Here is a 19,540-nt window from a genome sequence, read left to right on the forward strand (position 1 = left end):
AGATTGAGGCAAAGGTTAATAACGGTGTGCTTCATATCACACTTCCTCGCACTCAGAAGGCTGAGAAGGAGACAAAACGCATTGAGGTCGCATAACCCCGGCGTTGCTGCTCAGTGGTATTACAGGGACTGTTCTCTTCATGGGGAGCAGTCCCTTTTTTGTTTCTACAACATAATCTCCTATATGCCGCCCTTTTTCCGGCGGGGGCGACTTCTTGAATAAGGAAGCCGCCTTTTTTGTGTCTGCTCAATAACACTATGGGCTCACCAGATTAATGTGAATCAATTATCTTCTGATAAGCCAACCGCTCATCACCGTCGAGCAGATGGATGATGCCACAGTAGTGGAATCCAGCCTTTGCCAACTCCTCCGTCCACTCTCTATGAGAACGAGAGCCACCGGCAGGTCCTCAGCTGTTGCTTTTCTGACGAATCGTTCCATTTGAGTTCTTGGTTTGTTCATCAAACTATCATTTCAACTCCAGGATGGCGCATACGGCGCTGGCTGATAACAACTCTACATAGAAGATGCCATCCGTCGACAAGTATGTCTTGGGGACGATTACCTCCCCGAATCTGACGGGACGCTTGTATTCTACCCTTACATGTCGGTATGCGAATCCTTCAGGCAGATACTCCATAGCAATACGGATATAGTTGGCGTTGTTCACATGGCCGTTATAGTCAATATCGTTGTGGGTTACGGCGACAGAGGCCTGCTCTTTGAAAGCTGCATTTTTTGGCAGAATGATTCGTCGTTCACCGTAGGTCATGTCCTTCTTGGACTCAATCATTACTGTTTTGAGAACCTCATCGGGTATTCTCTGCAACTTGCCGCTTATGCGGTCGACGAAGGCTCCCATTGACCAGGTCTTATAGCATACGTTGCCGTCGGAGTCATAGATGAACGTGTTGCGGAAGCCAAACATAGGCTTGACATCAAAGACCGATGTCTCCGTTCGGAGCTTTTCCTTGAACCGCGGTACTCTTACAATCTCCACCTCTCTGGAGGCGAGCAGTTGTGTCATACCGGATTCCTCAAAGAAAGTCTTCACGCCAGGTTCTGACTCTATCCACATCTCGGAGCAGTCTTGCATCATCTGAAACGCTGAGAACAATTTCAGGTTGCCGCCCTTGTCACACGTGCTTGTCGTTACAATGTTGTCAATGCTATACATGTCTCATCTTTTATTGAATGAAATCACCGTTTGCTATCTAACCAGTGACTGTGTGCAATTATCTTATAGTGGTACAAAAATACAGAAATTATTTGTCGTTCGGATGAAATATCGTATCTTTGTTGCATAAAAAGATATTTTTCAATAGAATGAATACTATCAAGGTTCGCATCTTGCATACTGGCGACGTCAGAGTCTCGCCTTACCTCCCTTTTTGGAGGTGACTGGTGCAACATTCTCATAGTCCCTGGCTACCATAGCCCACCCCAAGCAGGGTGAGTTATGGCTCAGATTAAAATTACTAATCTACTATTATTCCACAACGCTCATTTTGCCTTGCATATTGTAGAACTTACCGTCGGGTGCGGCGATGTTGGTCCACACGGTACCCGTGTTGTAGTTCTGCACATGCACCACGTTGCTCTTGGTGGAGTTAGGCTCCGACCAATAGACCATGAACACGTTTGGAGATACCTCCACGACGTTGGGCAGCACGTTGTCGGTAACGCCCTTGTAGACTCCGTTGAGACCGAGGAATGTCATGTGGTGGGCATCCTTGAAACTGTTGCGGAAGGCAAAGGCGCCGAAGTCTACCTTGATGGCTCGGCCGATGGGTGGATAGGGGGTGAATATCTTCCACTCCTGCTCGCCCTTGAAAACTTTTGCGCTGAAGACGAGGTTGTCCTTCCCGGGCAACTGCGGCCAAGCTTTCTCCATAGCGGCGGTCAGTTCGTCAGCATTGTTGCTCTTGGCGGCAGCCTGACGGTAGTCGGCAAGATACTTACCAACGAAGTCGAGAACTTGCGGCTTGTAGTCGCTACTGACGAAATGTGCAGGAACGACTGTGACGGGTTCCAGTTGCTTCATGGCGCTGATCACCTGCTGCCACTTTGCGATGCCCTTGTCGCCTTGAGTGTCTGCCATCCAAATGTGACCGCCCTCTGTGACGCTGCCACCGCCAACAATAGCCTTCAGCGAGGGAATCCAGACAAAGGGATGGGCCGAGTCGTCTTTGCTGTATTTCACCTCCAAGGCATTGCCCTCGATAGCGGGCAGCGAGTCGACAACCTCAGGCACGATGAGCGTGTCGGGGGCATCGGCGCCCAACTGCTTTTTCCATACGTCGAGCTTCATGTCCTTGGAAGCCTCTATGAGATAAGCGGTCTGTGCCGTAGAGATGATCTTTGCCTCGGGAAAAGCCTTGTGGATGACGTTGAGACCGAAGTAGTAGTCTGGATCGTGATACGACACGAAGACATACTTCAGATTCTTCTTCATGTTCTTGATCTCCTTCACAATCTGTTCAGCATACTGTTTCTGAAACTGTGCGTCGATGAGCGCAGCGTCCTTCTTACCATAGACGATGGTGGAGGTCACCGGGAAGATGGCTGAGGTGCCGGGATTATAGACTTTCAGTGCCAGTCCCTTGGCTTCGCTGCTGAGAGCGATAACAGTCAGGACGACTGATAATACAATTTTCTTTAGTTGCATATACTGTTTGTTTAGAATGAATATTCAATGGTCTTATTAAGAAAGACAGTTCAATTTCTACTGATTTATTTTCGATTGCAAAATTAATATATTATCTTTGTGCAGCATTAGCAAATTAGGCCAAAGAATTCTCAATTACCGCCAAGCCGGAATTCCTTACCAAAGGTCTAACCTTGCGGATAACTGAATTATACATTATATAATAATATAGGTACGTAAATGAACGAAGAGCAAGAGAGTTTTATTCGTCAGGTAGAACAAGTTGGGAAAGGAAAAGTCCTCATCAAGGTTACGGGGCGCGAGGGTGTTGACCTTGCACCACACAGCCATCATTGCATACAGGTGGTGGAGACTATTGCCGGCTCTCTGCATGTGACTGTCGGTACGCGTGAATACTTTGTGCCTGAGGGCTACACTTGCTGGATTCCCAGCGGCATGATGCATGCGTTGGCAAGTAACAACCGGAAGATAAACCTGCGTATATTCTATTTTCAGTTGCCTGACGACAAAGTCAAGACCTTTGAGTCATTCAGCGTGCTATATGTATGTCCTTGGGCACGGGCTAATCTAAGTTTCATTGCCAAGCGCGGCCCTGTTGTGGATGAGGGTGATGCCACACTCCACAGTTTCTGTCTTTTTTTTTTGAAACCTTCCACAGAGTGGAACGGCAACTGTCATTGCCCTTGCGCGGCATAGACACAGAAAGCAGTCCTGTACTCCGTAAGGCGATGGACTATATTCACAAGCATCTTGCTGACAATATCAGAGCCAGCGATGCAGCCCATGCCGCGGGTATCTCCACACGCACCCTGAGCCGATTGTTCAGTGAGTCGGGCACTACCCTCAGCAATTATCTTTGTTACCAGCGAATAATCCGGTCCTTGGAGTTGATAGCTGATAACACCTTGTCTATTAAGCAGATTGCATATGATACAGGCTTCAGCTCCCCAGCCAACTTCAACCGGGCCTTCAAGCAGGTGATGGGACTGCCACCTAAGGAGATGCGACTGCGACACAGAGAGAATGAGTAAGAAGCAGAAATTCTTGAAACACAGCATGTAGACAGGTGCCGACTTGAACCAGTCGTGGTTGTTGCACGCTTTCTCCGTTCCATTCTTTATTGAGCAATGGAGCGAAAAGAGATCGGCAGGTCTTGGCAACATCTGTTTGTACAGATGCCTTGTCAGTGGTTTTCTTCTTCGTATCTTGCCACTGGTATAACGTGTGAGTCCTTAATCTCTCCGATAACGATAACGCTGTGCAAGCTCCCAACACAACTAATATTTCCAAGCGTATTGAGCATGAAGTCCTGGTAGTCTTTCATGTCTCGTGCGTAAACTTTAATAAGGAAATCATAGTCGCCGGTGGTGTTATAGCATTCCGTGATCTGATCGATCGACTGCACTGCATCCATAAACTGCTGTATAAGATCGTGGGTATGCTGCTTAAGTCGGATATTGCATAGCACAATAACGTTGTTTCCAAGTTTGTGGTGGTCTGCGATAGCAGCGTAGCGCTGGATATACCCGTCCCGCTCTAACCGCTTCTGTCGTTCGAAAGCCGGGGTGGGGGAGAGATTTACTTTTGCAGCAAGCTCTTTCACGGTGAGCCGTGAGTTCTGTTGCAGTATCTTCAGCATCTTAATATCAGTAGTGTCGAGCTTATCTTGGTTTGCCATATTAGTTATCTCTTAATTTTGTAGAATAATATTCTGCATATTTTACTATCTGATTGCAAAAGTAGCACATTTTTCTGAATTCAAAAGAATATTTTGCAGATAATTTTATTGTTCTTACCTTTGCATCGAAATCAAAAGTTTAACACAATAGACAATAACAATGAGCAGTACATTACATGCGCCGTTCCGCGCAGACTTCGTAGGAAGCTTCCTTCGTCCGAAAGCACTCAAGGAAGCAAGAGCACAATTTGCCGAGGGTAGAATCGGTGCCCAGGAACTAAAATCGGTAGAGGATCGTCTTATCAAAGATCTGATAGAGAAAGAGAAAGCGCACGGACTACAAGATATTACAGACGGAGAATTCCGCCGTGCATACTGGCATCTCGACTTTATGTGGGGTCTTGAGGGCGTTGAGCATATAGAACTGGAACATGGATACCAGTTTCACGATGAGGAGACCACGAAGGGATCTACGCGATTAACGGGCAAGCTTGGCGGCAAGAATCACCCATTCGTGGAGCACTTTAAATATGTGAAACAGTTTGAAGGTGAGGGAATTGTTGCCCGACAGACTATTCCTGCACCGGCACAGACGCTTGCAGAGTTCTTCCGTGGCAATAATGCCAGAGATACACAGAAAATATATCCTGATGAGCATCAGCTGATAGAAGATCTCGCATCAGCCTATCGTCAGGTTATCAAAGACCTCTATGCTGCGGGCTGCCGCAATCTGCAATTCGACGATTGCACTTGGGGAATGATCATCGACGATGATTATTGGAAGGCAATAGCGGGCACCGGCTTCACGCTTGAAGGAGAAGCTGAGCGTTATCTTGAGGTGAACAATCTTGCTCTGCAAGACAAACCGAATGACCTTGTTATCAATACCCATATCTGTCGGGGCAATTACCACTCATCATGGGCCAGCAAGGGTGCCTATGACCCTGTAGCCCCCTATGTGTTTGCCCAGGAAAACGTCGATGCCTTCTATCTGGAATACGACGACGAGCGCTCAGGCAGTTTCGAACCACTGAAGTATATTCCTGAAGACAAGCAGGTCGTTCTCGGATTGATAACGACCAAATTGCCTGTATTGGAAGACAAGGAAGAGGTGAAGCGTCGTATCCGCGAGGCAGAGAAGTATGTACCACTCGACAGACTGTGCCTCAGTCCGCAGTGTGGATTTGCATCCTGCGAGATTGGCAATAAACTCACTGAGGCTCAACAGTGGGCGAAGATAGATCTCGTAAGAGAGATCGCAAAAGAGGTCTGGGGATAAGTTTCTTCGCAGGGTTGAGCACCATCTACAGCGACAATGTAGCGCAGAATATGCCGTTTTGTGATGCATAATCTACAATGCATATTTCTTTCGGTGCCTTATGATAGCATCCATGTTGTCCAACGACCAGTCCACCAATTGGTTGAGCAGTGGGATGAGTGTCTTTCCGCGCTTTGTCAGTTTGTATATTTCCAAAATCCTTTCCCGGTTACTGACTGACGACAAACTCTTTGAAAGTCTTGAAGAACGGATATCATTCATTAACAAGATTCTCCACTTCATAGAAGGCGAGTGGTCGTGTGATACTGCTGATGACTTGTTGGTCGTACAAAATTACTTGCTCAGCGGGATTATTTCCAGGGCGGGTAAGAATGAGCAACAGATCAAGGCTTATAACCTACTCCGTCCGAAATCAGGATTCACCGTCAGTAACCTTTTCACAGGCAGCAATCACGACCTGTCTCTGCAGAGTGAGATCAACCTTGACATTCAGTCGGCCGACGAGATCTATTGGATTGTTGCTTTCATCAAGTTTTCGGGCGTGAGGATTTTCAAAGATTCCCTCAGTCATTTCTTGGAGCGCCCTGATGCCCGTATGCATATTATCACGACCTCTTACATGGCGGCATCAGAGCCTAAGGCCTTGCAATTTCTAAAAGAGCTCAGTCCAGAGAAGGTAGACATTCGGGTCACATACGACACAACGCTCGACCGGCTCCATGCCAAGTCGTATATCTTTCTCCGCAATAGTGGTCTCCATACCGCTTATATTGGTTCCTCCAATCTGACGAAGTCGGCCATGACAGGACTGGAATGGAATATTCGCGTGACGTCACAGGAGAACCCACAAATCATCAAAGCCGCCTTGGCAACCTTTGATACCTATTGGAACCGTCCCGACTTTGAACCCTATGACGAGGAGCGTTTTCGACGTGCCATCTATGCCGAACAGCATAAGAACGACAGTGAGCACCCCACTGTGTTGGCAAGATATATGATTCGTCCGGAACAGAAAGAGATCCTCGACAAGCTTTCTGTTGCCCGTGAGGTCCATCACAGCTTCCGTAACCTTGTCGTGGCTGCCACGGGAACGGGAAAGACGGTCATCGCAGCCTTCGACTACAAGCGGTTCCATGATGCTCATCCTGATCACCATAACCTGCTGTTTATCGTGCACCGAAAAGAGATTCTCGAACAGAGTATCCGAACGTTCCGTTCCGTGCTCAATGATCCTACTTTCGGTGAATTATGGGTGGGAGAATACCAGCCGTCGGCGACGGGCAACCTGAATCATCTCTTTATCTCTATCCAGACGTTCAACAGCAATAGGGAGCTGTTCACGAGGATGAGGCATGATTTTTACGACTACATCCTTGTCGATGAGGCTCATCACAGCACGGCAAACAGTTATCGCATTCTCTTTCAGCAATTCAATCCTTCTGTTCTCCTCGGACTGACAGCTACGCCGGAGCGTGCCGACGGACAGAGCCTGCTACCAGATTTTGACAACCGGATAGCTGCAGAGATCCGTCTGCCGGAAGCCATCAACCGCATGTTGCTGTGCCCGTTCCAGTATTTCTGTATAGGCGACGACACGGCCAATCTCTTGAATGTGAGATGGACGGCAGCAGGATACGATGAGCGTGAGCTTGCAGCAAAACTAAATACGCGCAACCGCCTCAATCTCATTACCGCCACGATTCCTAAATACCTCGCTGACGAGATGAACTGTCGGGCGCTTTGCTTCTGCATCAACATCGAGCATGCACGCACTACAGCTGAAGGACTTCGGGAGGCTGGATATCGCGCCGATACCCTCACCGGACAAGATTCCGAAGAGCGGCGCCGCCGTGTGTTGGAGCGCTTTGAGACGGGGAAAATAAACTATCTCTGTGTGGTAGATATCCTCAATGAGGGTGTTGATATTCCTGAGATTGACACTGTCCTCTTTCTCCGACCGACCAAGAGTCTTACTATATTCCTTCAACAGCTCGGCCGTGGTCTTCGCTTGGCACCGGACAAGGATTGTCTTACGGTTCTCGACTTCGTGCTGCAAGCTCACCACAACTATAGCTTTGAGAGCAGGCTCCGTCCGCTGCTCAGTCCCTCCGACAAGTCCATAGCTTCTCAAATAAAAGAGGGATTTCCAATGCTTCCCCGCGGGTGCGCTATCACGATGGATAAGATCGCCCAGAAGTATATCCTTGACAATATCCGTTCGGCCATTTTCAATCAGCGGCGTATCGTCAATGAGATGCAATTGTTCCAGACAAACACAGGACGGGAATTGACGCTCAGCCATTTCCTGGAGCAGTTTGACCTTGACATCCGACAGATCTATAAGAACAATAAATGCTGGTCGCTCTATATGAAACTGGCTAACCAGGTTCGTTACGAGGAAGACAAGTATACAAGCGTTTACGAGCGTAATCTCAGCAACTTGTTGCATATCAACTCTATAGATTATATCAGCTTCATCCAGCGGCTCATAGCGAATAATTTCATGTATGAGCATGCTGGCAAGGAGGCAAAATGGGCGTTGATGTTCTACTATGCTTTGTACAATGCGCCCATAGGGAAAATGGGCTTCTCAACGATCGACGAAGGATTCCGCACCTTCGCCGCCCATCCGCTGTTTGTAGAAGAGGTAAAGGAAATAATGTCCTGGCTCAAGGAGCATGTCGATTTAGCGACGCGGCTTATAGGCAGTCTGCCCAATGATGTTCCTCTCGAACTCTATGGCTGCTATTCCCGGGAGGAACAACTTATTCTCTTCGGACGGATCACAGCCGAGAAGAGCCTCAGCGCACAGAGTGGTATCTATAAGGTGGACGGAAAAACAGAACTGTTGTGGGTCACCCTCAATAAGAGTGATAGGGATTTTTCGCCGAGTACACAGTATGAAGATTATGCGATCAGTGAAACTCTTTTCCAATGGCAGAGCCAGAATACTGCCAGCCACGACAATGCCGGCAGACGGTATGTGGACCAGGCACAGACACATCAACAGTTTCTGCTTTTCGTCAGAGAACAAAAGAAGGATGCTTATGGCCTGACAGAGTCCTATTATTGTCTTGGTCCCGTCAGGTATGTCTCATCCCGTGGTGACCGTCCGATGACCATCACATGGCGTATGGAGAATGAAATACCAGGTAAGATTCTTGATAAAGCAGAAAAATTAAGGGTAGGGTAGAATAAACTATGGCAACTACCGTAGCCTTACGGATACTGTTGAGGGACAGATGCTGGGGACATTTTATGACACCTGCGGCATAGTCGGTGAGATGGGTGAAGCCGGACTCGTCGAGAAGATGCAGTCTGTAGTATCGGCGTCATCACCCGGTTCGGGATATTTGGCCTCAAAGCCATAGCAGGTAGCCGACATGTTGTCATAGTCGGATATCCATAACTTTGCAAACGGCAATAAAGATAGCAAATGCGGTAAAAAGGGTTGTGACGATGCTGCTAGCCTGCTTTATTCATAGGTAGACACATTTATGGTATCCGTCATGAGTACATTACGAAAAAGCTGGGCGTAATAGTGTACTTTGCCGATCCTCATGCCCCATGGCAAAAAGGTGCATCAAAAACACAAACGGCCTCATAAGGCTCTACATACCCAATAGCACCGATTTCAAGAATGTAAGTCAACAGAGAATAAAGATGATACAAAGAAAAATTAACGCAAGACCAAGGGAAAAATTAAATTTTCTCACTCCTGATGAAGTCGTCTACAAAAAAACTTTGTAAATTTGCACTTGCGAATTGATTCCGCCTGTTTGATTATAAAAAAGTCGTATTATGAAAACGTTTTTCTTGACAATAGTCGTTTGTTTCTCAACAATGGCACAGATGATGGCACAGAACATTTCAGGAAAGATTGTAGATTCCAAAGGAGAACCTTTGGCCTTTGCAAATGTAGTGCTCCTAAACCGTCAAGATTCAACATTTGTCAATGGGGCTGTGAGTGGAGAGAACGGGTGCTTTTCCATCAACTCCTCTTGCAGCGGTGGAATCCTCAAGGTAACTTCTGTAGGCTATAAGACAATATTCAAGGACTGCACAGGTGAGAATGTGGGAGTTATCAAGATGGAAGAAGATAGCAGGATGCTCGACGAAGTGGTAGTAAAATCATCTTTGCCAAAGACCGTTTTGAAAAATGGGGGAATGGTGACTACTATTGTTGGTTCTGTCCTTGAAAAGGCAGGAACAATGGAGCATCTGCTCGACCGCATACCTAATGTGTCTGCACAGAATGGCAACATAAAGGTGTTTGGACGTGGCGAGCCTATCATCTATATCAATGGACGACAGATGAGAGACAGAAGCGAACTCGACCGTTTGAGTTCGGACAACATCAAGTCGGTTGAAGTAATATCTAACCCAGGTGCTCGTTATGCTGCAAGCACGAAGGCCGTCATCCGTATCACAACGAAGAAGATACAAGGAGATGGATTCGGTTTTGACGCTACAACAGAAGGATCGTACGACGAGAAAAAGAACATTGGCGGATATGACAGACTGAATATGTATTACCGTAAGAGCGGATTGGAGCTTGGTGCTTACGCCTATGGCGCAAAACAATCATCGCCAGACGAGAAAGACTTGCAGCAAATGACATATCTCGACAAGACATGGAACCAACAGGACAAAACACGATGGAAAAACAAAACCGAAACTTTTAGTTCTCGCTTGAATGTCAGTTATCAGTTTGACGACAACAATTCGTTGGGAGCAAGCTTCAGTTTCTTACGCAATCCAAAGCTGATAACAGCCGGAAAGACGGAAGGCTCTGTACTGATAAATGAAGATTTGACGGAGACCAGCACTTCTGTCAGATCAGAATTTGGGCAGAACAGCAACTTGTCAAGCAATATATATTATGTAGGCAAGGCAGGGAAATTGGGCATTGACTTCAATACCGACTGGTTTTGGTCTAAAGGAAACAATAAAAACAATATAGATGAGCATTATCAGGAGGTAAACTCGGAAATACAAAACCAACTTGTAAACAGTACCACTTCAAAATACAACCGCCTGATAGCTTCCAAATTGGTGCTCTCTTATCCGCTGTTGGGTGGTGGCTTGTCTGTAGGTGGCGAGTATTCATTCACAAACCGTAACACCAACTACGCCATCATTCCAAACACTCTTGCCGACAATGTAAGAGACCGCATTAAAGAGAGCATGTCCTCTGCGTTCGTTACCTATAGTCGTGACTTTGGCAAGTTGAACATGGAAGCGGGATTGCGATACGAGAATGTTGATTTCAAATATTACGACGATGGTAAGTATATGGCGGAGCAAAGCAAAACTTATGGCAACTGGTTTCCGTCTCTCAGCCTTTCGATGCCGTTTGGCAATGTACAGATGCAGCTGAGCTATGCAGCCGACATCGATCGTCCTAACTACTGGGTATTAAGAAGTGGTGTGCAATATAGCAACCACTATACATACGAGACCGGTAATCCGTTTCTTGTCTCAGAGATTTCAAGAAATATAAGTTACGACCTCGCCTATAAATGGTTGATTTTCAACTTGACTTATGAACATGTATCCGATCCGATATATCAGACTGTAGAGATGTATAAGGACGATGCCACCATTGGGTTGATGAGGATGATAAATGGCGAATCTTATAACAATGTGACTTCGTCGCTCACCTTGCAGCCTACCTTTGGCATTTGGCATCCAGAGCTGTCAGCATTGATTGAGAAGCAATGGTTCAAGTTAGAGACAAGGGACGGATATTATCTTAACAAGCCTATAGCGGAACTTAAATTCAACAACACTTTCGATACGAAATGGGCGATGTTCTCCGTTATGATGACTTACATCACAAAGGGATATGAGGAGAACCATTATATCTACAAACCGATGTTCGACACCGACTTGTCTATATACAAGGGCTTTCTGAAGGACTGCTTGACTTTCCAGCTTTATGTCAACGACGTGTTTGGTACGAACGACAGTCACATCATAGGTAAATACGGCAAACTGAAGGAAACCATCTTCGATGAGTTCTCAACAAGTAAAATCTCATTGACAGTCCGTTATAAGTTCAATGTCACTCGAAGCAAGTATAAGGGTACAGGAGCAGGTCAAAGCCAGAAGAACAGAATGTAATTCTACGGTGTTCTTAAAATGGGAAAAATAACAATCATATATCAGCATGACTCAATGCAATGTGGCATAGCCTGCTTGCAAATGATTTGCAAACATTTCGGCAAAGAATATTCTATAGATTCTCGGTCGGCGGGACGCGATTGAAAATCGCGTCCCGCCGACCGAGGTTAATGCCTAACGGGAAAACGCCCCTGACACAGTTGAGTTGACTACCCTTGATTTTCACGGTATCGGAAGGATCCCCCCCCTTGTACCACCCCCCCCTCAAAAAAGACTCGAACCTTTTAATCCTATTAATTTGTTTGACTACCTAAATTGATGATGTCCATTCTTTGCTTTCAGTGATTTTCATTATCTTTGCAAGCAAAAGCGTTCATCATTTGAAACCGAGATTGAATTCATGAAGATATTAGGAAATATCATTTGGCTCGTCTTTGGAGGATTGGGCATCGCAGTGGAGTACTTCGTTTCATCACTCCTGCTGATGATCACCATCATTGGCATCCCATTCGGCATTGCCACCATGCGGCTGGGTATTCTTGCACTGTGGCCTTTTGGCTCACAAATTGTTGACCAGCCGCAGGATGCTGGATGCCTGAACATGATCATGAATGTACTGTGGTTCTTCGTCGGTGGCTTCTGGATAGCCTTGACACATCTTGACTTTGGTCTGCTCCTGAGCATCACCATCGTCGGCATTCCTTGGGGCAAGATGCACTTCCGGCTGATGCGCCTGGCACTGGCACCATTCGGGAAGGAAATAGTCAACAACGATTTCTAATATACAGAAAACATAAAACGGATAAATATGGAAAAAGAGAATTTGAAGGATATATATCTTGCCGGAGGCTGTTTTTGGGGCACCGAGCATTACTTCAAGCAGATTGATGGAGTGGTGGACACAGAGGTTGGCTTTGCCAATGGCTTAACGGAAAACCCGACTTACAAAGAGGTATGCACCGACAAAACCGGCTTTGCCGAAACCGTCCATGTCACCTACGATCCCGCAAAGGTTTCATTGAAGTTTCTGTTGGAGATGTATTTCAAAGCCATAGATCCAACCAGTATTAACCGCCAGGGCCACGATACCGGAACGCAGTACCGCACCGGTGTCTATTACACCGACAAGGATGACGAGAAGATTATCAACGAGGTCTTTGCCGAAGAGCAGAAGCACATCAACGGAAAGATTGCCGTTGAGAACCAGCCTTTACAGAACTTCTACAAGGCGGAGGATTACCACCAGGATTATCTCGACAAGAATCCCGACGGTTACTGTCATCTGCCGCAAAGCTTGTTTGAGTTTGCGAGCAAGGCAAAGGACACAAAGAAGTGATACTCAATAAAAACTGTATCGAGATGAAGAAGAATATATTACTGACCATGTTGCTTTTGATGGCAACAATGGCTTTCGCAGCCTGCACAGGGAAGAAGAGTACTTTACAAAAGGACGCTGCTGTCCAGACAGACACGTTCAAGATCAAGAGCGGCAAAGAGATTGTCTTTACCGCCATCAAACATGGCAGCATCCGCATCACGTTTGACGGTCGTGAGATAGAAGTGGATCCGGTGCGTGGCTTGAAGCCGACGACGGACTATAGCGCCTATCCCAAAGCTGACTACATCTTCGTGACACATGAGCACTTTGATCACTGCGACACAGCAGCTATCCATCAACTGGAGAAACCAACGACCGTAATCATCACGAATGCGAACTGCGCCAAAATCATCGGCAAGGGAAAGGTCATGCACAATGGCGACCATCTGCAGCTGGCTGATGACATCCGGGTGGATGCCGTGTCGGCGTACAACACCACTCCGGGCAAAGAGAAATATCATCCCAAAGGCAGGGACAACGGTTTCATACTGACTCTTGACGGTTTCCGTGTATATATCTCCGGCGATACCGAGGATATTCCAGAGATGCGGAACATCAAAAACATTGACGTGGCTTTCCTCTCCACCAACCAGCCGTTCACCATGACACCTGAGCAGACGCCCGCGCCGCCAAGATCATCAAGCCCAAGGTGCTCTGGTAGGGGACAAATTTTATAACTATATGGATAAAAAGTTTGATTGATGTTGGTACTTGATTATATAATATATGTTTTTTATAGGCTTGCATGTGCCGATCCCTTTTGGAACGAAACGCCATATTTAGGGTGTTCATTTTTTCTATCAATTCCGATTAGTCTTCTTTTTGATAGACTTTTAAAGGCATTCGGAATAGGATATAATACTCTCAACATACTAATATGTTTTTTCCTAACGTGGATTATTCTCTATCCTTTTATGAAAAATAGTTGTACGAGAGCATATGAAAAGTTTAGAAAAAATAAAATTCTTACTCAATGGTGGGTATGTATGCTTTCTTATATAGCATCTAATGTTATAATAATATTTTTGGTCTTTATATAATATTCAACGCATGGAAATTTGCTGTAATATAACTGATTGCTATTATGATTGACGAAATACTGGAGAACAACCGACGCTTTGTTGCCGGGAAGGGCTACGAGAAGCATATCACCGATGGCAAGCCGTCAGGCAAGACGCTTATAGTCACATGTATGGACACCCGTCTGAGCGTGATGCTGCCTGAGGCATTAGGCATCAAGAATGGTGAGGTGAAGATTGTTAAGGTGGCAGGCGGCGTCATCCTCGACGACTATGACGCAGTCATGCGGTCTATCATCGTGGGCATCTATGAGTTGGGCATTGAGGAGATTATGCTCATCCACCACACGGATTGCGGTGCTGGAAAGATGACCGGCGAGCACATGGAGCATCTGATTCGAGAGCGGATTGACGCTGACAAGGTAGCGGAAGTGGAACAGCACATCGACCTCCACCAGTGGCTCAACGGCTTCGGCGACACGGAAAAGAGTGTGCGGGCGACGATGCAACGGGTGAAGAACCATCCGCTCGTTCCCGACAACATCATTGTCCGCGGTTTTATCATCGATTCCACAACTGGAGCACTCACGGAATTGAATGCGTAATCATTCTACATTAATAATTTATTAGGCAATTGAATATGAAGCATTTCTTTTTACTTTTATCAATGGTAGTATTCTGTATCCAAGCTTCATTTGCCAACGATACAGCATGTGATAGTATGGCTGTTACCATGGTACGCTATGAGCAAAATTGGAATGATACAGAAGGAACGCTATCCCTTCGGAATCATACGAAACAAACGATTTGTAATGTAAGATTCCGTCTGTGTTATTTTGATATGAGTGGTACTCTGCTTGACTATAAAGATTATTGCAAGACTGACATTGACATAGCTCCGTCAATGACTAGGCAAGTGGATATACCCGCTTTTGAGGCACGTAGAAATTACAGCTATTATAAATCTACTAGTTTATATGAAGACCGTCGCTTTAAAATTACGTTTAAGCTATTAGAATACAATGGTAGCCATTTCAGCAAGACTACAGAAAAGATACCGTATGATTCAACAAAATGGAAGGGTCGAATTTATGATGTGGTAGAACAGATGCCTCATTTCCCGGGAGGCCAATCTGCCATGATGCGGTATATAAATGAGAATTTGAGATACCCAGAAGAGGCAGAGCAGAGTGACGTAGTGGGGCGTGCAGTAGTCTCTTTTATCGTGGAGCCTGATGGAGCCCTTTCTGACATAGAGATTAAGCGCTCCTTAGATCCTGCTTTCGACCGGATGGCTTTGCTAGTGGTGCAGGGTATGCCGCGTTGGGTTCCAGGGAAACAAGACGGAAAACCCGTCCGTGTGAGATATAACCTCCCAGTATCTTTCCGATACTAGACATAGTGTGTTGCGCAGAGGATAACAAGTTTACATATGTGCCACTGTTGTCAGCAAAGTGTAAATATTTTAAGCATTACTGACAATGATGGCACGATTTGTCACCATTTGTTTATAGGCACGGATATTGCATTGAGATCAGTGAAGTTCAGAAGTCGGACGAAGGCAACGAAAGGAACCTGAGGACGATGAATGAGCCGAGGATAAATTAAGAACGAATTAATTGATAATTAGGAGGTTTTGACTTATGTTGTATCCGGTATTGAGAGACATGAACAATTGGCTTGACAATGATTTCGACGATATGTTGAACACAAGTTGGATGCCGCGCATGAACGTCACAGCACCTGCTATCAATGTCAAGGAAAATGATAAAGAGTACGAAGTAGAGCTTGCTGCTCCAGGCACCACGAAGGATGACTTCAAGGTGAACGTCGACAAGGATGGCAATCTGACCATCAAGATGGAGCACAAGGACGAAAAGAAGGACGAGAACAAGAAGGAGCACTATCTGCGCCGCGAGTTCTCATACAGCAATTATGAGCAGGCTCTGACGCTGCCTGAGGATGTGGAGAAGGACAAGATTGAGGCAAAGGTTAATAACGGTGTGCTTCATATCACACTTCCTCGCACTCAGAAGGCTGAGAAGGAGACAAAACGCATTGAGGTCGCATAACCCCGGCGTTGCTGCTCAGTGGTATTATAGGGACTGTTCTCTTCATGGGGAGCAGTCCCTTTTTTGTTTCTACAACATAATCTCCTATATGCCGGCATTCTCCGGCGGGGCGACTTCTTGAATAGGGAGCCGCCCTTTTTCGTGTCTGCTCAACTATGCTATAGGCTCAACAGATTACTGAGAATCAATTATCTTCTGATAAGCCAGCCGCTCATCACCGTCGAGCAGATGGATGATGCCACAGTAGTGGAATCCCGCCTTCGCCAATGCTCCTTGCATGGGTTTGTTATCCCGGTGGGTATCAATGCGGATGTTACCGGTCTTTGTGAAGCAATAATCAAGGATGCTGGTCATGATCCCGTGTTGTCCATGCGCACTTGCCACGCGATGCAGAACGTAATACGGTCTGTCGGTGTCAATCCACTGTCCGTCGTAAATGACAGCGTAGGTGACATCGGGGCCGGGAATAAACGCAAAGGTGGCTATGGCTCTGCCGTCCTCCATTAGCAAGTAGCTGCAACCATCAGCAATGTCATCCTCTATCTGCGCTACCGTCGGATGGCTGTCTCCCCACTGATGCGGATTGCCATTCTCACGCATGATCCTCCGTCCACTCTCTATGAGGTCGAGGACCACCGGCAGGTCCTTAGCTGTTGCTTTTCTGACGAATCTTTCCATTTACAATGTTTGCGTTGCTTATTACCCATTCAAAGATTTAGTAACTTCTCCACCGGTTTCCCTTTTGCCAGCTCGTCCACCAACTTGTCGAGCACACGCATGTCGCGCATCTTCGGGTCTTCTATCTCCTCGACGCGGATGTCGCAGATTCTGCCTTTGACATTCATGCGGGCAGGGTTCATCTGCGGGGCCCGGTCGAAGAACTCACCGTACGTCGTATCGCTGGTGAGCAGGTGGTCGAGTTCGTCGCTGCTGTAGCCGGTCAGCCACTCCGTCAGTTCATATACCTCCTCTCTGCTCCGTCCCTTGTGCTCCGCCTTGGCGATGAGCATCGGGAATACTTTGGCGAACTTCATTTCGAATACGTTCATTTTGCGCTTTTTTGTTTTATTCCCTTTCTTTACTATTTCATAGGATTTTCTGATGAGCTGCTTGAATAGTTCATTGTCAGCCCGGTATGCGTCCATGCCTATCCAGTATTTGGCATTGCCGTTGTATGGTTTGCTAATCCAGTCGTAATGATCCTCCAGCTCCGGAATACTGTCAGGGTCGCACTTCACCGTCACATTGCTCAGGTCGTTGATGTCGAAATAGCAGAACATGTGGCCCGAGATATAGAATACCAGCACATCCTTGGCATATTTGAAGGCCGTGAAGGGGAATTTCTCCACCACGTCAGTGTCGAGAGAAAGACAATATGACCGCAAATCCTCTACGTTCATCATTTCCCTAATTCTTCTTCCAAGAACTCGCACGCATCGGCCACGCACAGCGGACAAGGACGGAGTACCACGTGGGTGTCCACACCTTTCAACAGTCTGCACTGGGTGGCATGGTTGCGGTCCTGGAATTTTTGCATGATCGTCCGCATCTGCTTCATCGTCTTCGCCTTGTCCTTATTGACCAGTCCGAGAACCATGTCTGCACCAATCAGCGCACCGCAGGTACCCTCCATATTGGTCATTCCAGCCGCAAAGCCGTCGGTCATGCTCATAGCTGTGGCTTCGTCAAGTCCCGTCAGATCGCCGTAAGTCGTCAGCACCGACTGGGCACAATTGAATTTGAAACTCGCTTTCTTTTCTGCTGCTATATCTTTTCTTGATTCCATTGTCATTGTTTAATTAATTCGTCTATCGGATCTTCCCTGACGATCTGTGGTTCTGCTTTCCCTTTCAGTACCAGCACTTTCTTGCCGTTGCGGTAGATATGCAGCTGGCGGGAACGGACAACTGCCGTCAATTCCGGATCGTCTTGTATTGTTTGCCAAATAGGATGATAGATGCCATCAGCATCCATCAGCTTGTGCCGTAAGTGCGAGCACATATTGGTCGTGTCAATGTCTGCTGTGTTCATTTCTCAAAGCTGTATTTATCTCTCAACCGCTTGGGCAGTTTACTGAGTACAAGCCTATAAGACTGATTAATAAGGTCTTTTACCATATCACCATCAATCTCATCGAAAAAACATCATTCCAATGCACCTTATTCAAGTGGTAAGCCGGACGGATGCCGTCATAATGGTCGCGTAGCGTCTGTCCTTGCTCGGGAGGAAGTTTCACGGCGCAGGTCGGTTCCGGGGCATTGAGCCATATATGCAGGAAGATCTTTCCTTCAATACGAAACAACACCCAATCCGCACCATAAGCCTGGTCTTCCGTAGTCCCGGGCAAGGACAAAGCACAAAGACGAACTTCTTCGATATTCATTAGCTGATGAAATTACTTCAACTGCGTTCCATCCTTGAAAGCATTGCCCACACGCTTGCCAATTTCAAGATAGCCTAGATGAACAGGGTCGAATGTCAGCAAGTGCATCTTCTCCAAATCCGGTTTGCCATCCTCGGCAAGGTACTCCTCGTTCACTCGGATATTTACGATCTTTGCCACGATATAGTAGCCGGTCTCCGACTCATCAATCTTGCGTTCTATGCGGCATTCCATGGTCATGGGGAAGTCGGTGAAGACAGGAGCGTCCACGTGCTCACTCTTTTCCACTTTCCAGCCTGTCTTAGCCACCTTGTCTTTCACTTTCTTTCCACTCACCACACCGACAAAGTCAGCTGCGATCATCGTCTCAGTCGTTGCGAAAGCAATGGTGAAGTCGGGATTGGCGTTGAGATTGACGGTTGTCTGATGGTTGCCCATCGAGATCATGATCTTGTCGCCGTCCCACTGCCCAGCCCACGCCGCGTTCATCGCATTCGGAGTCCCGTCAGCATCATACGTGCCGATAATGATTACTGCTTGTGGCATGAACCATGCCTTTGGATCAAAGTTCTTCATATTCTTCTTATTTTTCTTATTCTAAAATTGTTGCTACAATATGTCTGCTGCCACCGTCGTTGCGGAACTCGCAGAGATAGATACCCTGCCAGGTGCCTAAGTTGAGCCGTCCATCAGTGATGGGAATGTTGATGCTCACACCGGTAATGATGCACTTGGCATGTGCGGGCATATCGTCAGAGCCTTCGAGGACATGACGGTAGTCCGGCATATTTTCCGGCACGAGCCGATCGTAAATAGTCGGCCCAAGGGGGATTGTCCGTGGCGGGCAGATGCCGCTGCCTAACCAAAGACAGTAACACATCTATAGAAAAAGAAGGGTATATCCCTTATTCCCTTCAGGCATGACCTGAAGGCTTTC

General features: G+C 46.8%; 22 protein-coding genes and 4 pseudogenes. 14 read left to right on the forward strand and 12 right to left on the reverse strand.

The window, feature by feature from the left end:
- Nucleotides 1-2 precede the first annotated feature (2 nt).
- Nucleotides 3-95, forward strand: coding sequence for an Hsp20 family protein (locus NG346_RS13115; RefSeq protein ID WP_262288853.1), 93 nt, complete (start codon nucleotides 3-5; stop codon nucleotides 93-95).
- 190 nt (nucleotides 96-285) lie between these two features.
- On the opposite strand, the gene NG346_RS13120 is transcribed toward NG346_RS13115, so the two are convergent.
- The 3 genes from NG346_RS13120 to NG346_RS13130 all read right to left on the reverse strand — a co-directional run bounded on the left by NG346_RS13120 (nucleotide 286) and on the right by NG346_RS13130 (nucleotide 2,668).
- A complete protein-coding gene (locus NG346_RS13120) occupies nucleotides 286-441 on the reverse strand; it encodes a hypothetical protein (protein ID WP_262281055.1) in 156 nt (51 codons plus the stop codon).
- Nucleotides 442-469: 28 nt separating this feature from the next.
- Nucleotides 470-1,177 carry an acyl-[acyl-carrier-protein] thioesterase gene (locus NG346_RS13125; protein WP_262281056.1) on the reverse strand — a complete coding sequence of 236 codons (708 nt, stop codon included), beginning with the start codon at nucleotides 1,175-1,177 and terminating at the stop codon, nucleotides 470-472.
- A gap of 312 nt (nucleotides 1,178-1,489) precedes the next feature.
- Nucleotides 1,490-2,668, reverse strand: a complete 1,179-nt coding sequence (locus NG346_RS13130; protein ID WP_262281057.1) for a MoaF-related domain-containing protein — start codon at nucleotides 2,666-2,668, stop codon at nucleotides 1,490-1,492.
- 219 nt (nucleotides 2,669-2,887) lie between these two features.
- Between NG346_RS13130 and NG346_RS13135 the strand changes: the two genes are divergently transcribed.
- Nucleotides 2,888-3,364 carry a cupin domain-containing protein gene (locus NG346_RS13135; RefSeq protein ID WP_262281058.1) on the forward strand — a complete coding sequence of 159 codons (477 nt, stop codon included), beginning with the start codon at nucleotides 2,888-2,890 and terminating at the stop codon, nucleotides 3,362-3,364.
- A gap of 32 nt (nucleotides 3,365-3,396) precedes the next feature.
- The gene (locus NG346_RS13140; RefSeq protein WP_262281059.1) at nucleotides 3,397-3,699 is read left to right on the forward strand and encodes a helix-turn-helix domain-containing protein; all 303 of its coding nucleotides are present in this window, start codon (nucleotides 3,397-3,399) and stop codon (nucleotides 3,697-3,699) included.
- Between the two features lie 152 nt (nucleotides 3,700-3,851).
- Here the strand turns inward: NG346_RS13140 and NG346_RS13145 are convergent, their stop codons facing one another.
- Entirely contained in the window at nucleotides 3,852-4,346 is a 495-nt protein-coding gene (locus tag NG346_RS13145) for an Lrp/AsnC family transcriptional regulator (protein WP_262281060.1), read from the reverse strand.
- 160 nt (nucleotides 4,347-4,506) lie between these two features.
- On the opposite strand from NG346_RS13145, the gene NG346_RS13150 reads away from it, so the two are divergent.
- Nucleotides 4,507-5,625 (forward strand): 5-methyltetrahydropteroyltriglutamate--homocysteine S-methyltransferase, encoded by a 1,119-nt coding sequence (locus tag NG346_RS13150; RefSeq protein ID WP_262281061.1) that lies wholly within the window; start codon nucleotides 4,507-4,509, stop codon nucleotides 5,623-5,625.
- A 100-nt stretch (nucleotides 5,626-5,725) separates the two neighbouring features.
- Complete coding sequence (locus tag NG346_RS13155; protein WP_262281062.1) at nucleotides 5,726-8,818, forward strand: DUF3427 domain-containing protein; 3,093 nt, start codon at nucleotides 5,726-5,728, stop codon at nucleotides 8,816-8,818.
- Nucleotides 8,819-8,881: 63 nt separating this feature from the next.
- On the opposite strand, the gene NG346_RS13160 is transcribed toward NG346_RS13155, so the two are convergent.
- On the reverse strand, nucleotides 8,882-9,010 hold the full coding sequence (locus NG346_RS13160; RefSeq protein WP_262281063.1) for a hypothetical protein: 129 nt from the start codon (nucleotides 9,008-9,010) through the stop codon (nucleotides 8,882-8,884).
- 123 nt (nucleotides 9,011-9,133) lie between these two features.
- On the opposite strand from NG346_RS13160, the pseudogene NG346_RS14705 reads away from it, so the two are divergent.
- The 9 genes and pseudogenes from NG346_RS14705 to NG346_RS13205 form a co-directional block, all read left to right on the forward strand.
- Nucleotides 9,134-9,375, forward strand: a pseudogene (locus NG346_RS14705) (IS30 family transposase); the annotation flags it as partial.
- A gap of 93 nt (nucleotides 9,376-9,468) precedes the next feature.
- Nucleotides 9,469-11,751 carry a TonB-dependent receptor domain-containing protein gene (locus tag NG346_RS13170; RefSeq protein WP_262288821.1) on the forward strand — a complete coding sequence of 761 codons (2,283 nt, stop codon included), beginning with the start codon at nucleotides 9,469-9,471 and terminating at the stop codon, nucleotides 11,749-11,751.
- A gap of 18 nt (nucleotides 11,752-11,769) precedes the next feature.
- Nucleotides 11,770-11,880: pseudogene (locus NG346_RS13175) on the forward strand (cysteine peptidase family C39 domain-containing protein); the annotation flags it as partial.
- Nucleotides 11,881-12,151: 271 nt separating this feature from the next.
- Nucleotides 12,152-12,532, forward strand: a complete 381-nt coding sequence (locus NG346_RS13180; protein ID WP_262281066.1) for a YccF domain-containing protein — start codon at nucleotides 12,152-12,154, stop codon at nucleotides 12,530-12,532.
- A gap of 42 nt (nucleotides 12,533-12,574) precedes the next feature.
- Nucleotides 12,575-13,087: pseudogene (gene msrA / locus NG346_RS13185) on the forward strand (peptide-methionine (S)-S-oxide reductase MsrA); the annotation flags it as partial.
- Between the two features lie 23 nt (nucleotides 13,088-13,110).
- Nucleotides 13,111-13,806, forward strand: a complete 696-nt coding sequence (locus NG346_RS13190; RefSeq protein ID WP_262281067.1) for an MBL fold metallo-hydrolase — start codon at nucleotides 13,111-13,113, stop codon at nucleotides 13,804-13,806.
- Nucleotides 13,807-14,213: 407 nt separating this feature from the next.
- Nucleotides 14,214-14,753, forward strand: a complete 540-nt coding sequence (locus NG346_RS13195; RefSeq protein ID WP_262281068.1) for a beta-class carbonic anhydrase — start codon at nucleotides 14,214-14,216, stop codon at nucleotides 14,751-14,753.
- A 35-nt stretch (nucleotides 14,754-14,788) separates the two neighbouring features.
- A complete protein-coding gene (locus tag NG346_RS13200; protein ID WP_262288822.1) occupies nucleotides 14,789-15,544 on the forward strand; it encodes an energy transducer TonB in 756 nt (251 codons plus the stop codon).
- Between the two features lie 247 nt (nucleotides 15,545-15,791).
- Nucleotides 15,792-16,220 carry an Hsp20/alpha crystallin family protein gene (locus tag NG346_RS13205; RefSeq protein ID WP_081657713.1) on the forward strand — a complete coding sequence of 143 codons (429 nt, stop codon included), beginning with the start codon at nucleotides 15,792-15,794 and terminating at the stop codon, nucleotides 16,218-16,220.
- Between the two features lie 174 nt (nucleotides 16,221-16,394).
- Here the strand turns inward: NG346_RS13205 and NG346_RS13210 are convergent, their stop codons facing one another.
- The 7 genes and pseudogenes from NG346_RS13210 to NG346_RS13240 form a co-directional block, all read right to left on the reverse strand.
- Nucleotides 16,395-16,898 (reverse strand): GNAT family N-acetyltransferase, encoded by a 504-nt coding sequence (locus NG346_RS13210; protein ID WP_262281328.1) that lies wholly within the window; start codon nucleotides 16,896-16,898, stop codon nucleotides 16,395-16,397.
- Between the two features lie 29 nt (nucleotides 16,899-16,927).
- On the reverse strand, nucleotides 16,928-17,623 hold the full coding sequence (locus NG346_RS13215) for a DUF2200 family protein (RefSeq protein ID WP_262281327.1): 696 nt from the start codon (nucleotides 17,621-17,623) through the stop codon (nucleotides 16,928-16,930).
- Nucleotides 17,620-18,006 (reverse strand): C-GCAxxG-C-C family protein, encoded by a 387-nt coding sequence (locus NG346_RS13220; RefSeq protein ID WP_262281326.1) that lies wholly within the window; start codon nucleotides 18,004-18,006, stop codon nucleotides 17,620-17,622. Before NG346_RS13220 ends, NG346_RS13215 begins: the two co-directional genes overlap by 4 nt.
- 2 nt (nucleotides 18,007-18,008) lie before the next feature.
- Nucleotides 18,009-18,251: a hypothetical protein gene (locus tag NG346_RS13225; protein WP_262281325.1), complete on the reverse strand. Its 243-nt coding sequence runs from the start codon at nucleotides 18,249-18,251 to the stop codon at nucleotides 18,009-18,011.
- Between the two features lie 79 nt (nucleotides 18,252-18,330).
- The gene (locus NG346_RS13230; RefSeq protein WP_262281324.1) at nucleotides 18,331-18,603 is read right to left on the reverse strand and encodes an MmcQ/YjbR family DNA-binding protein; all 273 of its coding nucleotides are present in this window, start codon (nucleotides 18,601-18,603) and stop codon (nucleotides 18,331-18,333) included.
- A 12-nt stretch (nucleotides 18,604-18,615) separates the two neighbouring features.
- Nucleotides 18,616-19,179, reverse strand: a complete 564-nt coding sequence (locus NG346_RS13235) for a flavin reductase family protein (protein WP_262281323.1) — start codon at nucleotides 19,177-19,179, stop codon at nucleotides 18,616-18,618.
- A 16-nt stretch (nucleotides 19,180-19,195) separates the two neighbouring features.
- Nucleotides 19,196-19,417: pseudogene (locus NG346_RS13240) on the reverse strand (secondary thiamine-phosphate synthase enzyme YjbQ); the annotation flags it as partial.
- Between the last annotated feature and the right edge of the window lie 123 nt (nucleotides 19,418-19,540).

The sequence above is a fragment of the Hallella absiana genome, assembly GCF_025457485.1.
Taxonomy (GTDB): Bacteria; Bacteroidota; Bacteroidia; order Bacteroidales; family Bacteroidaceae; genus Prevotella; species Prevotella absiana.

What these genes read in the sequence shown, in the direction of transcription:
- NG346_RS13120 (WP_262281055.1), bottom strand. Translation starts at nt 441, where the DNA reads ATGGAACGATTCGTCAGAAAAGCAACAGCTGAGGACCTGCCGGTGGCT.
- NG346_RS13210 (WP_262281328.1), bottom strand. Translation starts at nt 16,898, where the DNA reads ATGGAAAGATTCGTCAGAAAAGCAACAGCTAAGGACCTGCCGGTGGTC.
- NG346_RS13150 (WP_262281061.1), top strand. Translation starts at nt 4,507, where the DNA reads ATGAGCAGTACATTACATGCGCCGTTCCGCGCAGACTTCGTAGGAAGC.
- NG346_RS13195 (WP_262281068.1), top strand. Translation starts at nt 14,214, where the DNA reads ATGATTGACGAAATACTGGAGAACAACCGACGCTTTGTTGCCGGGAAG.
- NG346_RS13160 (WP_262281063.1), bottom strand. Translation starts at nt 9,010, where the DNA reads ATGTCGGCTACCTGCTATGGCTTTGAGGCCAAATATCCCGAACCGGGT.
- NG346_RS13225 (WP_262281325.1), bottom strand. Translation starts at nt 18,251, where the DNA reads ATGAACACAGCAGACATTGACACGACCAATATGTGCTCGCACTTACGG.
- NG346_RS13230 (WP_262281324.1), bottom strand. Translation starts at nt 18,603, where the DNA reads ATGAATATCGAAGAAGTTCGTCTTTGTGCTTTGTCCTTGCCCGGGACT.
- NG346_RS13180 (WP_262281066.1), top strand. Translation starts at nt 12,152, where the DNA reads ATGAAGATATTAGGAAATATCATTTGGCTCGTCTTTGGAGGATTGGGC.
- NG346_RS13190 (WP_262281067.1), top strand. Translation starts at nt 13,111, where the DNA reads ATGAAGAAGAATATATTACTGACCATGTTGCTTTTGATGGCAACAATG.
- NG346_RS13220 (WP_262281326.1), bottom strand. Translation starts at nt 18,006, where the DNA reads ATGGAATCAAGAAAAGATATAGCAGCAGAAAAGAAAGCGAGTTTCAAA.
- NG346_RS13145 (WP_262281060.1), bottom strand. Translation starts at nt 4,346, where the DNA reads ATGGCAAACCAAGATAAGCTCGACACTACTGATATTAAGATGCTGAAG.
- NG346_RS13235 (WP_262281323.1), bottom strand. Translation starts at nt 19,179, where the DNA reads ATGAAGAACTTTGATCCAAAGGCATGGTTCATGCCACAAGCAGTAATC.
- NG346_RS13215 (WP_262281327.1), bottom strand. Translation starts at nt 17,623, where the DNA reads ATGATGAACGTAGAGGATTTGCGGTCATATTGTCTTTCTCTCGACACT.
- NG346_RS13170 (WP_262288821.1), top strand. Translation starts at nt 9,469, where the DNA reads ATGGCACAGATGATGGCACAGAACATTTCAGGAAAGATTGTAGATTCC.
- NG346_RS13125 (WP_262281056.1), bottom strand. Translation starts at nt 1,177, where the DNA reads ATGTATAGCATTGACAACATTGTAACGACAAGCACGTGTGACAAGGGC.
- NG346_RS13140 (WP_262281059.1), top strand. Translation starts at nt 3,397, where the DNA reads ATGGACTATATTCACAAGCATCTTGCTGACAATATCAGAGCCAGCGAT.
- NG346_RS13155 (WP_262281062.1), top strand. Translation starts at nt 5,726, where the DNA reads ATGATAGCATCCATGTTGTCCAACGACCAGTCCACCAATTGGTTGAGC.
- NG346_RS13135 (WP_262281058.1), top strand. Translation starts at nt 2,888, where the DNA reads ATGAACGAAGAGCAAGAGAGTTTTATTCGTCAGGTAGAACAAGTTGGG.
- NG346_RS13130 (WP_262281057.1), bottom strand. Translation starts at nt 2,668, where the DNA reads ATGCAACTAAAGAAAATTGTATTATCAGTCGTCCTGACTGTTATCGCT.
- NG346_RS13205 (WP_081657713.1), top strand. Translation starts at nt 15,792, where the DNA reads ATGTTGTATCCGGTATTGAGAGACATGAACAATTGGCTTGACAATGAT.
- NG346_RS13200 (WP_262288822.1), top strand. Translation starts at nt 14,789, where the DNA reads ATGAAGCATTTCTTTTTACTTTTATCAATGGTAGTATTCTGTATCCAA.